This window comes from Methylomonas sp. MS20, from assembly GCF_050275925.1.
Lineage (GTDB): Bacteria > Pseudomonadota > Gammaproteobacteria > Methylococcales > Methylomonadaceae > Methylomonas > Methylomonas koyamae_A.
In genome coordinates, this window is sequence record NZ_CP189962.1 from 4,656,177 (window position 1) to 4,672,392 (window position 16,216).

General features: G+C 56.2%; 2 protein-coding genes. Both read right to left on the reverse strand.

Annotated features, from left to right (window positions below):
• Window positions 1-29: 29 nt before the first annotated feature.
• Complete coding sequence (locus tag ACQE3D_RS20955) at window positions 30-6,593, reverse strand: type I polyketide synthase (protein ID WP_313730599.1); 6,564 nt, start codon at window positions 6,591-6,593, stop codon at window positions 30-32.
• Window positions 6,594-6,595: 2 nt separating this feature from the next.
• Complete coding sequence (locus tag ACQE3D_RS20960) at window positions 6,596-16,201, reverse strand: SDR family NAD(P)-dependent oxidoreductase (protein ID WP_313730598.1); 9,606 nt, start codon at window positions 16,199-16,201, stop codon at window positions 6,596-6,598.
• Window positions 16,202-16,216: the final 15 nt, after the last annotated feature.

Sequence of the window (16,216 nt, forward strand, 5' to 3'; positions counted from 1 at the left end):
TCTCCCCGTACTTTGTCTGCCGACATGATTCAGAAGTGTTCCAAAAACCGGTCTATATCGGCTAATTGTTCGTCCAAGGATAATATCGGCTCCTCGCTGTTTATCGCGTTTTTTGCGTCGGCAACAGGCTCGGCGCTCGGCTCTTCCTGCTTGGGCCTAGTATCCACCAGCAAGCTCAACAGATAATCCGCCAACGCCGACAAGGTCGGATATTTAAAGGTCAAGGTCGCATCCAACGGCGGTTCGAACTCGCGTTGCAAGCGGTTGCGCAGTTCCATCGCCGTCAACGAATCCATGCCCAGCTCGAAAAATCCGCGCCTAGCGTCGATGTCGCCGGCAATCCCCAATACCGACCCGAGTAAGCGACTGACATGCTCCAGCATGACTTCCCGTTGCCGATCGGGGTTTTGCCGCAACAAAGACACAATAGATTCCCCGCCGTTAGAAGCGGCCTTGGTCGCCTGCGCCTGCCCCTGTTCCCGGCGGCTCAATAGCGCTTGAAAATAACCGTCGTGATCTTGATTGCCGGCATAGCGATCGAAGTCGATGTCGATAATCGCCAGATTGGCGTCGTCGGATTCGATCGCGGTCCGCATCGCGGCCAATGCAGTATCTGTCGCCATCGGCTTGACGCCCATCGTTTGCCATTGTTGGCGGCGAATATCGTTGACCGCCGCCGCCATGCCGGTATCTTGCCAGACCCCCCAATTGATAGCGTGCGCCGGCAGATTTTGCCGACGCCGGTAAGCCGCCAAGGCATCGACAAAGGCGTTGGCGGCTACATAATTGGCCAAACCGCCGGCGGCCAATACCGACGCCGAAGAAGAAAACAGCACGAAATAATCCGGAGAGCTTTCAAGCTCCAGACTCAGCCTATGCAAATTCCAAGCGCCCGCCACCTTGGCCGGAAAAACGCTGCTGAACACCTGCCAATCGTAGTCTTGCAGCAAACAATCGGCGAACACGCCGGCACTATGGAAAATACCGGCCAAGCCTTGCCGACCCGGTACATCGACCGCCCGACGCAAAGCGTCGTAATCGCTGACGTCGACGGCTTGGATATGGATCTCGACGCTCCCCGCCGCCGCTTGGTCCAGCGCTTGCTTCACTGCCGCGGACGGTGCCGTTCTTGCCAACAAGATTAAGTGTTTGGCGCCCTGCTCGATCAACCATTGGGTTAGCTTAAAGCCCATGCCGCCGAATGCACCGGTCACCAGATAAACGCCTTGTTCGCGTATCGTCAAAGGCTGATTGCCGCCGGGAAGGCAAGACACTAAACGCGGCACGAATAGCCGCCCGTCTCGCACCGCATTTTGCAATTCGGCCTGGGCATCGGTTTGGCAAACCAGTTGGCAAGTCGGTAAATCCAAGTCCATCCCTGCTTGCAAATCGAATAAGCGACATTGAAGCCGCGGATATTCCTTGGCGGCGACTCTGACCATGCCCCACAAGGCCGCCATTGCGGCTTGCGGACAGTCGCCGTCGACAACCGGCTTCGCACCTTGGGTCAGCACATTGAAAGCCTGTAATCCGATAGACGCCGCCCCTAAGGCCTGCAACAAATGCAAAGTGCCGGCGCAAACGATAGCCAGCGTTTTTTCCACCGCCCGACTGTCGCTGGTTTCGTCGATAACGCCGTCCAGGCCCGAACAAACCAGCACCGCATATTGGCCATTTTCTTCAGGCTCAAACCAATGTTGCAGCACACGTTCGAAATCCCGGCGTTGGAATGGGTCCACAGTCCACGAAGCGTCGGCGTGTTGAGAAAGCGCTTGGCCGTAATCGATCCTGGTACAACGATCGCCACGCGCGTTTAAATAATCCGCCAACCGGTCCGCCGCGCCCAAGCTATCGTCGACGATCAACCAATGGCGGCCGCGGGTTCGCGCCGCCTGAGTCAAAATCACGCTTTGTCGGCATAGGCGTTCGGTTGCGTCTAACGGCGCGGTAATGAAGGCCGTCGACGCAAATCCGGTTTCGCTCAATAAACCCTGCCAGCCGTTTTGATCCAATAACGGATAATTCGCCTGGCACCGCTGATCGTTGAACGCCCACCAACCGTCGGTCAACCCGAAAATCAAGTCCACCCACAGCCGGGGCTGTAAACCTTCCAACAACAGCAATACGCCCTGATCGTTTAACAACTGCCGGACATGGGACAGCGTTTGCGGTAAATCGGCAGTGGCATGAACAACGTTGGCGGCGACGACCAAATCGAAGCCATGTTCGGCAAAACCTTGACTGAAAGGGTCTTTGGCGATATCCAAGGTTTGATATTTAAGCGGCGGATAGTCGGCAAAACCCGCTTGGGCCGAACTAAAAAAAGCCGACGACAAATCGGTATACCAATACTCGAAATCGACCCTGCCGGCCAACAGCGGCAAGAGATGCCGCGTCGTGCCGCCGGTACCGGCGCCGATTTCCAAGACCCTTAATTTACGGCCTTTGGGGATTAACGCCAACCAGCCGTCCAAGGCCAGAACCGCGCTACGGTTCAAAATCGTAAAACCTTCCGCTTGGCTATATAAAGTCGCGGCGGAAATGTTGCTGTTTTCCGGAAACAGCAACGGCAGAAAATCGATGTTGCCGTTTAATACGCCGGCCAAAGCCCGCCCGCATTGCCTGAGCAATTGCATCTCGATGCCGCCGGCTATCGAACTCTGTTCCGGCCCGGCGACCAGCGGTTTCAACACTCGCCATTGCTCCTGTTCCAGACTCAAATATTGCGCTTGGCTTAACACCGTTAAACAGCGCTGCAGCAACTTCGAATAACGCGGTAAAACCCCTAATTGCCGCAGGCACTGCGCCAATTCGAAACCTTCACCCACTTGGTACGGAAACGCCAAATCCTGCAAGGCTTTCAGCACATAATTCAAGGCCTCGGCTTCCAAAACCTCGGTTTGGTTTTCGGCTATGCCTGGTGGCTGCGGCCAGTATTGCTCGGGGCCTCGGGCAATTTGCGCCAGCCAAGCCGCGCTTGCCTCGGGGTTTATCTCGTCGCTCGGGTTAGCGACGGCTTGCCATTGAGTTTTATAAAAAAGCCCGTCTTGCCGATTGGACGGCAATCGCTTTAAGCCCAAACCTAGTATGCGGGCGATAGTCTCGCCGTCTTCGGCCAGAACATCGATATCGAAAAGCCATTGCCCTGCTTCGACACCCGTTAACCGTGCGTGCGCATGGATATCGCCCTGGCCTATCGGCCGGTAATACGTCAGCAACGCCAGACTCGTTTGCACATAGGTTTCTTGGTCCTGCGGCAGCAAAGCGCCCGCCACTTGGAAACACGCATCCAGCATCGGCGGATAAAGAAAATAAGCACTGTCTCGCGGGGCGGCTTTGATCTTGCCCAGCGCCTGCTGGTCTTGCGCGGACAGGCTGTCCAGCAAGCGGTAAGCCGGACCGAAATCGATGCCTCGCTCGGCCATGGCCCGGTAATAGCGCTCGACATCCAAACCTTGGTTGAATACCGGGATAGGCGACATCGATTCAGCCGCTTGATTCAGCGTCTCTATCCTGGCGCTAAAATGGCATTGCCAGGGTAAATCATCCGCACAACGCGCATAAATAGCGCAAGCGTAGCCGTCAGCATCGGCCGTCAGTAACAATTGCAGGCTCACCGCCTGCTCCTCGTCGAATAGCAATGGCGCGGGATAACTCGCCTGCGCTATGCGGCAAGGCAGACCGCCCAAGGCCGCAACCGCCATTTCCAGATAATGGGCGGCGGGCAGTAAGAGCTTGCCGTGGTAACGATGGTCGCGGTGGAAAGCCAGATGGCTGGCTTGCAAAACGGCGCTAAAGACTTGCTTTTCCGGCTGATCGGCCGTTTCGAATGGGTTTTGCAAAAAAGGATGCAAGGCCGGCGCTGGCGCGGCCGTTCTCGGCGCGGCTTTAAACCAGTAACGCTGCCTACTGAAAGGATAAGCCGGCACATTCAAATGACGGCCTTTAAAATCCTGATAATAAGCCTGCCAATCGATCTTCAACCCGCCGCGATAAAGCGCCGCCAGCGTATCCAGCAAACCGCCGTCGGCTTGCCGGCTATCGAGGGAACTGATGGCTTTAATCCGGCCGTCCGGGTATTCGCGTTGTACCAATTTACTCAGCACGTTTTGCGGTCCGACTTCCAACATCCCATCCACGTCGTTGGCGACCAACTCGGCCAAGGCTTGGCTAAACAACACCGGGCTGCTGATCTGCTTCAGCCAATACTCGGCACTCGCCATTTCCGCACCGATTAACTGACCGGTCAGCGTGGAAATAATGTTTTTAGTCGGCGACCGATACGCGATGCCGGCCGCGCTAGCCGCGAATTCCCGAAGCATCGGCGCCATCAGCGGCGAATGAAAGGCGCGATCGACGTTCAAGACCGCATAAGCCATCCCTTGCTGCTCCAGATAACGGCTGAAGCGGTGCAGTTCGTGTTTGGCGCCGGATACCACGGTATTGGTTTTGCCGTTGTAGCCGGCGACGCAGAGGCTACTGCCGCATTCTTGCAAGGCGAGCCCGACTTTATCGGCCTCGGCCAACACCGCCAGCATGCCGCCCTCTTCGCTCAGCGCCGCCATCAGCCGACCGCGCTGCTTGATCAGCGCCAGGCCGTCTTCAAAACTGAATATCTCCGCCAAACACGCGGCGGCATATTCACCGACGCTATGGCCGAGCAAATAATCCGCTTCGACGCCCAAGGCCAACCAAGTCCCAGCCAGAGCCACTTGAAAACAATACAAGGCCGGTTGGGCATACTCCGTCGATGCCAACCGCGCCGCGCCCTGTTCGGTAAACAGCAATTCGCGCAAAGACAGTCCCATTTGCCGATCAAATGCCGCTTCGCAGGCAGCGAAATCATCGGCAAACAACGGCAAATCGGCGCATACGTCTAAAAGCGGGCCGTTAAACGCGCCCTGGCCGGTGAACAGCAAGGCCATGCGTCTTTCCTCGCCGGCTTGGCCTTCGCTAAGGCTTCGCAAACCGTCGACCGCTTCGGCCATATTGGTGCACGGCAAGGCCAGCCGATAGGCGAAATGATCGCGCCGCACATTGACCGTATAACAAAAGTCGGCGAGTTCCAAGCCCGGATTGGCCGACAAATAGTCGCTATAAGCCTGTGCTAGCGCGCGCAATTCGAGCGGAGTCCGCGCCGACAGCGTCAATAGCTGCCGGCGATGGCGGCAAACGGCAGCCTCGTGCGCCTGTTTCGGCGCTTCGGCGACCAAAACGTGCGCGTTACTCCCACCAAAGCCGAAGGAACTGACGCCGGCAATCCTCGGCTGGCCCTGCTCGACCGGCCAATCGGCCAATTGCCGGCTGACCGTCAGATTCATGGATTGCCAATCGACGTGCCGGTTCGGCTGCTGAAAATGCAATTGCTTGGGAATTTTTTGGTGTTGCAGCATCAACACGGTCTTGATAAAGCCGGCAATACCGGCCGCCCCTTCCAGATGGCCGATGTTGCTTTTCACCGAACCGATCGTCAACGGCGTTTGCCGCCGGCTGCCGTAAACGGCCTGCAAGGCTTCGATCTCGATAGGATCGCCCAGGCTGGTGCCGGTACCGTGCGCTTCGACATAAGCGACTTGTTCGGCTTTCAATCCGGCGGCTTGCAAGGCTTGTTTCAGCACTTGGCGCTGAGCGCTGCCGTTGGGCGCGGTCAATCCGCTGCTGCGGCCGTCCTGGTTGGTGGCGGAACCCTTGATCACCGCCAAGACCTTGTCGCCGTCGCGCTGGGCATCGGCCAATTTTTTCAATACCACGACACCGCAGCCTTCACCGCGCACATAACCGTCCGCGCCATCGTCGAAGGTTTTGCAGCGCCCGTCCGGCGATAACATGCCGGCCCGAGAAAAATTGATGCTGAATTCGGGCGCCAATAAGGCGTTGACGCCGCTGGCCAAGGCCAATCGGCATTCTCCGGCGCGCAGACTTTGACAAGCTAAGTGGATTGCAACCAACGACGAAGAACACGCGGTATCGACAGCCACCGCCGGCCCTTGCGTCCCCAAATAAAAGGCCAAGCGGCCGACGGCGGTGCTATGCGCGGTGCCGGAAGCCATATAACTATCGATTTCGCGATAGTCACGGCTGGCCAGCAGATGGTAATAATCGTTGCCGCAGATACCGGCGAACAACCCGGTTTGACTGCCCATTAACGAAGAAGGCGGAATGCCGGCCTGTTCCAACGCCCGCCAATGGCTTTCCAACAACAGGCGTTGCTGAGGATCGAGACTGTCGGCTTCGCGCGGCGAAATATAAAAAAACTCGGCGGCAAATTGATCGATATCGTTGAGGTATCCGCCTTGAATGCTCAGGATTTTACCGGCGGCATCGGGATTGGGGTCGTAAAATTGCGCTTTGCTCAAACGCTGCTCCGGCGCCTCTCTGACGGCGTCCACGCCGTCGGCCAAAACCTGCCAAAAGGCGTCCAAATCCTCGGCATCCCGATCGCCGCCCGGAAAGCGGCACGCGGCGCCAATGACGGCAATGTCGTCCTGTTCGCGGTTTTGCTCCAATTCGGCGATAGTGGCTTTTAGCCTTCGAATTTCGACTAAAGCGTTTTTGACCAATTGCTGATAATCGGGGGCTTCGGTACTCGCCATATTTATCCTAATTCCTTCGCCAGTAATTCAGCCGCTTGTTCCAAGGACAGCCCCTCCAGTTCGTCGCCGGCCGTTTCGGTTGTCCCGGCAACCCGTTCGTCGTTTGCCAGCAGCGTCATTAAATGACCGCTCAAGGCTTGAATCGTCGGAAAGTCGAAAATCGCCGACGCCGGCAATTTGACCGCCAAGCCGTGATTGATCTTGTTTTTGAACTCCACCGAGGTTAGCGAATCCAGCCCCAGATCGAAAAAGCCGGAATGGCGTTGACTCAAGGCATTGAGTTGCGCCAAGTCCATTCCCAATACCGCCGCCAACTCGGTGGTAAGAAAGTGTTTCAGCTTATGGCCGCGGTCGGCTTCGCTCAAGCGCCGCAGCGCCTGCGCATCGAATTGTCCGGAATTTGCAACCGGCACCGTTTCAATCGCGGGAGCCGCCGTACCGAAGGCCGCAAAAAACTCCCGCATCGGTGCATCGGCCAGGAATACCGGCCAATCGATGGGTAAGGCCGCCAGTTGTACCTCGTTACGTTTTAGGGCTTCGTTTAAAACAAGCCCGCCCTGCTCCGGCGAAATGTCGGCCAAGCCCTTGCGAATCCGGTCGCTCAGCTTCAGTTCGGCGGCGGAACCAATTTCCGACCAGCCGCACCAATTGATGCTTTGTCCAGCCAAGCCCCGCGCCCGCCGGTAAGCGGCAAGCGCATCCAAAAACGCATTGGCGGCGGCATGGTTAGACTGCCCGGCGCTACCGAGCAAGGAGGCCACCGAAGAATACATCAGGAAAAAGTCCAAATTGTCCGCTTGGCTGAGGCGGTGCAATAGCCATGCGCCGGTTATTTTCGGCTCCAATACGGTCCGATAACGTTGCCAGTTTTGTTGTCGTAACGCACCATCGCTCAACACGCCAACCGAATGCACGATCCCCTTCAACGGCCTGCCGGTTTGCCGGATTCGCTGAAAAACCGCCTGCATGGCCGCCTCGTCGCTGACGTCGGCAATCAAGACTTCAACCTCGACACCCCGAGCCCGCAGTTCTGTTATTTTGGCTTCGTTGGCTTTGGTAGGCACGGAGCGCCCGAGCAAAAACAGCTGCTTGGCGCCTTTTTCAACCAACCACCGCGCACTATACAAACCCAGCCCTTTCAGGCCACCGGTGATCAGATAACTGGCATTGGCATCGCAAACGAAATCGTCGACATTGGCTTGGTTGGTCAACACGATTTTGCCGACATGTTTGGCCTGCTGCATGAACCGGAAAGCGTGTTGCATTTGCGGCCACTCGAAGCGGGTATAGGGCAAGGGCCGGTAGGTTTGCAGTTCGATATGCGCGATAACCGTTTGCAATAATTGCTGAATCATCCGCGGCTGGCTTTGGCATAAGACTCTGACATCGACCGGCCGATAATCGACAGCCGGCGCCAAGGCCGCCAACTGTTCGTCCGTCAATAGCTCGCGCTTGCCGATCTCTAAAAAGCAACCGCCCGCTTTCAACAAGCTCAAGCCCGCCGGAATAAAATCGCCGGTCAGGCTATTGAATACAACGTCGACGCCTTCGCCGCCGCTTGCCTGCTTGACTTGCTCGACGAACGACAGGTCGCGGGAATTCATCACTAATTCGACGCCCAACTGCCGCACTTGCGGCCATTTGGCGACACTGGCCGTCGCATACACTTCGGCGCCGGCCGCCAAGGCGACTTGTACCGCCGCCATGCCGGTACCGCCCGCCGCGGCATGAATCAGCACCCGCTGTCCGGGCTGCAGTTTGGCTACCTGGAGTAAGGCGTGGCTGGCGGTCACAAAAGCGACCGGCAGGGTCGCCGCCGCCAAAGAAGGAATCGTGTCCGGCAATGCGGCGACGCAAAAAGCATCGACGATCAGTTCATCGGTAAACGCACCTTCGGCCAGGGCGATCACCCGCTGTCCGACGCTAAAATCGACAACCTCGGCGCCGCAACGGCTAATCACTCCGACGCATTCCATGCCTAAACCTTCGCGCTCGAACGGTAGCAAACCCAGCACATCCATGACATCGATAAAATTCAGTCCGGCGTGCTGAACCTTGATTTCGACCTGATGCGGTGCTAGCGCGGCTTTGGAAACTTCCACAAGTTGTAAAGCGTCGATCGCCCCCGCTTTAGCTTGGATTGCCCGCCACGAACGGTTGATTTCCACGCCGTTTGGTTGATCGATCGCCGCCAGTCTGGGCACGAAACGTTGACCGTTCCGGTAAACCTGCTGCGATTCCAGCGCACCTTGCAACAAGTCTTGTATCAACAACGCGGCACTGGCCGGCTGATCGTCAAGATCGGCAACGACACTGTTCAATTCGGGGTGTTCCAACAAGCTGACTTTATTGATCCCCCATAAGGTTGCCGCTTCCGGGCAAGTGCTTTGGTCCTGTTGATCGATGCTTTGCGAGTGCCGGGTCAGGTGGCACAAAAGGCTTACCGGGCGCTCGCCGGCCAGTAATGCTTGAATCAAGGCCAAGGCGCCGACACTGAGAAAACGCGTGTTCTCCATCAGCAGTTCGCCAGACCGCGACTCCGCGGCCGATAACGACAAAGGCCAGCAGTTGACCACGACGTCGATATGCTGGCGGCGTTCGATGGCGGCTATCGCTTGCCGGTAATCGTCAGCTTGCTCTAGGTTGACTTGAAACCGCTTCGACTCCAAGGGTTTAAATTGCTCACCGGCAACCAGTCGAAAACAATCCATGCCCCGCTGTTCCAGAATTCGACTTAATTGCTCGGCCAAGCCATTTTGATCGCCCGCCACCAACCAGGTCTTCGCGACCGGCTTTGGAGCCGAAGCCAACACCAAGGCTTGTTTAAATGGTGCATCCTGATGATCCGCGACCAAGCATTCGGCCTCCAAACCCAAATCTTGCAAGGCCTGTTGCCATTGCCGGCTATTCAATAACGGATAATCCCTGCGCAAGTTATCGTTAAAGGCCCACCAACCCTCGGTCAGGCCGAATACCGCATCGATCCAAGGCGTTGCTTCCACGCCTTCCAGTAAGACTAGATGTCCACCGCCGGCTAATAACTGCCGACAATGACTTAAAGTGCGATGCAAATCGGTCGTGGCGTGCAACACATTGGAAGCAATGACGATGTCGAAAGACTGAGCCGCGAAACCCTGTGCTTGCGGATCGGCGGCAATATCTAAGATTCGGTAATCGACGAACACGTGGCTGGCAAAGGCTTGTTTGGCCTGCTCGGTAAAATAACGCGAGACGTCGGTGAAGGTATAGCGGCATCGCTCAGCGTCCAGGGCGTTCAGAATATGGTAAGTCGCCGACCCGGTTCCCGCGCCGATTTCCAAGATGCGGCAAGCGTTAGTGGTTGCCGTGCCGCGCGCCAATTGGGCAACGGCAACCGCCAAGGCTTGGTTCAGCACGGCAAACGACGGCGAGTGCCGATAAAAATCAGTAATCGCCGAAGGATTATCCGCCGGAAAAATCAATGGCAAGGGATCGCGTTCGCCCCGCCAAACCGATGCCAGTTGTTCGCCGCAACGGGCCAGCAAATCGACTTCCGCCGCCAGCGCCGGATACTCCAGCCGTAACCGCTCCGCCAACATCCTAGCCGATGAAGGCAAAGTCCGCCGAAAACGCCAACCGCCATCGACCACATCAATGCAGCCGGCTTCACGCAAAATGGCGAGCATGCGCTCGAACAAGCGGCTAAAACGCCGCTGAACGCCAGAACTCGCCATCAAGTCGGCGCTGTCGGCATAGACCCGTGAAGGTTCCATCCCCAGTTGCTCCAAGGCCTGCAGAAAATATCCCACCGCGACTTGATTCAAGCGGCCGCCGGTGCCCTTGACGGCCTCGAAGCTTAGTCCCTGCGCAAACTCTTGCCGCAAGGTGCTAATCACCTCGCTCTTACCCGCTGCGGCTTCTTGGTGTTGCCACTGGATTCGATAGAGCCCGTCCATGATCGGCAGGCTGGCTTGAGCGGCTCGCGCGGCGACCCGTTTCAGCATCACACCGTTGAGGGCGGCAATCGCTAAACCTTCGCTGTCGTAAATGTCGATATCGACCAATAGCGCATCGTCGTAGCGCTTTACGAGCTTCGCCAAGCTCCATAATCCCGAGCCGGGATGGCCCCATAAGGCAAAGCGCTCGATACTGAACGGCATGTAACGCTGAACCCCGTCCCGAGGCAGCAACATCAAGGCGCATTGGATCGCGGCGTCGAGCAATACGGGATGCAGGCGGTAACCGGCGCCAGATTGATTGCAAGAGGCATAGGCCAACGCGCTTTCCCGACCTTGGTAGAGTTGTTCCAAACTTTGGAAACAACCGCCGAAACGGTAACCGCGTAGCGCTTGTTGCCGGTAAAAATCATCCCTGGATAGCGTTTGCAATTGCCCTTGTATCTGGGGCAAATCCAAATGCCTCTCGGCCGCTTCACGAGTCTCTATAGTGGCGACCGAGCAGCTGAAATGTTGCCGCCAATCGCCGTCTTGGCGGCTGTAAGTGGTAATGTTATCGGCCTGTTTGACGGTATGCAGCGTCAAAGCGGTTTCGGAAACGGCGCAGGCTTTCGCAACGACAATCTCTTTCAACGCCAGCCCGGTACCCGCCGCCGCGACGGCCATTTCGAGATAAGCGGCCATCGGCAAGATGACCTCCTCGTCAATGCTATGGCCGGCCAACCAAGCCAAATCGTTTAAACCCAGACTGGCTTGATATTCGTCGGCCAGCGGCGAGGAAATAGCCTGGCCCAGCAACGGATGGCAATAGGCCGTGTTTAACGACAACGGCTTTGTTCGATAAACGTCGTCAAGCCAATAGCGTTGTCGCTGAAACGGATAGGTCGGTAACGAAACCTTGTTATACGGCAGACTGCCGTAAAACGCCTGCCAATCGATGTTCAAGCCTAACTCGTACAAACGGCCGACATTTTCCGCCACCCTAAGATCGTCGTCCACGCCCGGATCCAAAGCCGGTAAGAACACGATATTTTCCGTTTGGCCGGCGACTTGCCTGGCCAAGCTCGTCAATACGCTTCTCGGTCCAACTTCCAACAATATCTGCTCGCTGCCCTTCAGGCGCAAGGTGTCGATTGCCCCGGTAAAATCGACCGGTTCGACGATTTGCCGCAACCAATAATCGGCGTGGCTCATCTGGTCGCTCACCGCCTGCCCCGACAAGGTGGAAATGATTCGTATCGCCGGTTGATTGAATTGAACCTTTGCCAATGCCTGCCTGAATTCGGACAAAGCCCCCGCCATCAACGGCGAATGAAAGGCGTGGGACACTTTTAGCTCGGTAGCGGAGAAGCCGGCATCGGTTAAGCGTTCCAACAAACGGTCCACGCCGCTTGCAGAACCGGATAACACCAGCCGCTCCGGGGCGTTGAAGCAAGCGATGACCACGTCTTCGCCGGCATTCAGAAAAGGCGCCAATTGCGCTTGCCGGCAATTGACCGCCGCCATTTTGCCGTTGGCCGGTAACGCTTGCATCACTTGGCCGCGCTTGGCCACCAGCATCACGGCTTGATTCAGGTCGAACACCCCCGCCAAGCACGCCGCGGCGTACTCGCCGATGCTGTGGCCTATCATGACGTCCGGCTCGACACCCCATTGCTGCCATTGTTTGGCCAACGCATATTCCAGCGTGAATAAAGCCGGTTGAGTCAACCCCGTTTGTCGCAGCGCTTGTTCTGAACCGTCTTCACCGAACAACACATCCACGATAGAGCAATCCAGATAAGCGGCGAACAGTTCGGAACATTGGTCAAAAACCTGCCGGAAATAGCTACGGCTAGCATAAAGTCCCCGCGCCATTTGCAGATATTGCGCGCCTTGGCCGGTGAATAAGAACACCGTTTCAGGTCGAGCGCGTATGGAATAGTCTGCTTGGCCGCAATGATTTAATTTCTCCAGCAACTGCTCGCTATTGGCCGCGGCAACCGCCAATCGAAAATCGAAATGCTGTCTTCCGGTTGCCGCTGTCGCGGCGATGCTCAACAAATTGAGCGACTTACCCGTCGTTAAGTACCGTTTATAGTCTTGAACCAAGGCTTGCAAAGCCTCGGGCGTTTGCGCCGATAACGGCAATACGCAGGCTAAATCTATAGGCTCCGGGCGTTCGGTTTCCTCGGCCTCGGCAATAATCATATGTACATTGGTGCCGCTAAAGCCGAACGCACTGATCGCCGCCGTTCTGAGTCTGTCGGCTTGTTTGGGCCAATCCATGCCTTCCAACGGTACCGTAGCTGGAATTTCGGCCAACGGAATGCGCGGATTGAGGTGTTTGAAATGCAGATGCGGCGGTATGAATCGATGTTTAAGCGCCAAACACAATTTAATCAATCCGGCTACGCCGGCCGCAGCTTCGGTGTGGCCGATATTGGTTTTAACGGAGCCTATCACCAAGGGATTGTCCGCCGTCCGGCCTTCACCGTATATTCTTGCGACAGATTCTATCTCGATAGGGTCGCCCAGTGGCGTTCCGGTACCATGTGCCTCCAACACCGAAACCGCCGCGGCCGGTAGCTTGGCATCAATCAAGGCTTGCCGCATCAGCGCTTCCTGTGCCAAACCGTTCGGCGCGGTAATGCCGTTGCTCGCGCCGTCTTGGTTGACGGCGCTGCCTTTGATGACCGCGAAAATCTGGTCCCTGTCGCGAACAGCGTCCGTCAACGGTTTTAACAACACTAAACCGCAACCTTCGCTACGCACATAGCCATCCGCCTCGGCATCAAAGGTTTTACAACGCCCGTCGGCCGCCAGCATGCCGCTTTTGGAAAAGGCCATCGTCAAATCGGGCGCCAGCATTAAGTTGACGCCGCCGGCCAACGCCAAACGGCAATCGGAGCGACGCAAGCTTTCACAAGCCTGCCGGACAGCCAGCAACGACGAGGAACAGGCGGTATCGACACTGACGGCAGGACCGTTAAAACCGAAAAAGTAAGCCAAACGCCCAGCGGCCATCGCCGCTGAATTACCGATGGCATGATAGACGTCGTAATGTCTATCCCGATTTATTTCGGCCGCCAGCAACTCGTAATCGTGCCCTGATAAACCGACGAACACCCCGGTCTGTTGAGCCAACCGCGGATTAATCCCCGCCTGCTCGAACGCTTCCCAAGCCGTTTCCAATAATAAACGGTGTTGAGGGTCTATTAAACGCGCCTCTCGCGGCGTCACATTGAAGAACTCGGCATCGAATCGATCGACATCGTCAATAAAACCGCCGTACGGATTGGCATCGGGCTGGTAGGACCGGTAATCCCAACGTTCCGGCGGTACTTGGCCGATACCATGCAAACCGGCGCGCAAATACTGCCAAAAGCCATCGGCCGAACGAACGCCGCCAGGAAAGCGGCAAGCCATGCCGACAATCGCGACGTCGAACGGCCGCTGTTGCGCTGCTGGCCTTTCCGCTGCAACCGGTTCTGGAAAACCGAGCAACGGAGACATTGCCGAGGGTTTCGCCGATTCGCCGTTAAAATAAGCGCTGATCGCATTGGCCGTGCCGTAAGAAAAGAAAAACATCGGCTCTAGCGGGACGCCCAATTGCTTGCTTAAAAGCGTGCGCAGCTCCAACAAGTCCAAGGAGTCCAAGCCCATCTCCATGAGGGCACGCTCGGGAGAAAACATCGTTTTTCTGGATTCGCCGAGTATCGTCCGTATCGCTTCGTTAACAATCTTAGCTTTCGAAACCGCATCGGCAACGGAACCCGCCGCTATAGAATCTTGGCAATAGCGTTCAGCCTCGGCCATCGAATACCGAACTAAAATGCCGTAGCCCTGATTTTCAACGTCATCGGGCCAGTAATCGGCAATCGGCTTGACCACTTCGGCTCCGTGATGAACGTGAAAATGCAGCACCGTATCCCACTGGCCGCTGTCGCGGCATTTTTGCAAATACTGCGGCATCGTCAAACTGCCCTGTTCGGCAAACTGCTTGCAACGGCTGATGCCCACGACCGCTTCGCAGTTACCGTCCAAACCACAGACGTACAATAAAAAATCCAGTATTTGATCGCCCAGGCCCAAATGCTGAACACTGGGCTTAATATTCATACCCAGAATTTGTAGGATCGCGCCTTGAGGATCATGGAGCTGCGGCAATTGCAGGAAAGTCGCCTGATCGAGAATCGCCTGCTCTTTAATGCGTTGCGTATACAGCGCGCCTAACACCTCGCCTTGTTGTTCGAGCACATATTGGCCTTGCGGGTAACGTGCCAACCTTGCCGCGATCATGTCGCGTCCGGCGGTTAAATGCACGGGCCAGCAGGCTTGATCGAGATCGACCAGGGCTTCCAGGTCATCGCTAAATGCGGGCCGCAGCCGATAAGGGCGCTTTTCGAACCAATTTAACGTAATGCGGCTAAACGGTAGGGTTCTAGGATAATGTCGAGCATAAGCCAGACGCGGAAATAAGCCGCTTTCCGCCGCCGCCCATAAAAACTCGTCGGCATCGGCCAACATCTGCCCCGAAAAGGCGTGATAGGCGTCGAAATGCAGGTTTTCGCATTGATCCAAATAGCGGGCAATCACCTGGGGCGGCAAGCTGTGGACCTCCAAGAACATCGCCCCGCTGTCGCCGATAATCGCCGACCAGCGGGTCAAATGTTCGACCAGGCTCTGATAAACCACCTTTGCGGGGATCGCCTGACCATCCCTGTCGATATAAACCCCATGCGTCCGTCCTTCGGCTCTTTGCCGCAATTGATCTTGCAGCTTCGGTGCGATGTAGGGCCGGTCATGATCGAGAAAAGAACGGATATGTAAAATTTTTCCGGTATTCGCGATGCCGGCAGCTTGTAAATCCGCCAAAAACCGGGCTGGATTACCAATGTCGGCTTGAATGGTTGTATGCGGAAATTCAGCCAAGGTCGCCGCCGTTGCCGATAGCGCCTTTTGATTGTAATCGGCGCCGATCAACATTAACGGGTAGCGATCGAGCTGCCGGCCTCGCTCGGTTTGGCTCTGAATGACCCGATAAACGCGCTTTAATAAGGTGCCGTCGCCGCAGCCCATATCGGCAATATAATCGGGCTGAGTTTCGATCGGCGTTTGATTAAAGATTTCAACGATGATGGCTTGGCAATCTTTAAAATATCGTTCATGCTGAAATCCGCTGGCCTGAACGTTTAACAAGCGGTCCAAATGATTTTCATGGCCTTCCGCGTCGCGACAAAATACCTTGCCGACGTCGCCGAATAACAGTTCGCCCATATTTGCCAGCATCGGCCGATAGGAAAACACCGTACCGGCAACAAAAATACGCTCACACAAATGCCGACCGGCGGCACTGAAAACCCATCGCTCGGCTTGGCGCTCTATCCAGCCTTTATTTAAAAAACACTGTCGCAGTCGGTCGCGCTGAGCTAAAAAATGAAACGTTTCGTCGAAACCCCGACCGTCGCGATCCGGTTTTTGTTGAAAAAACAATGGCAGTAGCCATAAACCATCCAGAAAATCGGCCAACAACGAATCCTGAGTAGACCAATGCCGTAAGGACTGATCCAACCAATAGTCGATGGTCTGTTGGCTATCGGTAGAAAAATCAAGCCTTAATAAAGACTCGAAGTTATCCGGTAGCCGAGCCGGCCAATCAAACCTAGAACCCGCTCGATAAGTTTGATTCAAGGCCAATATTTCTAA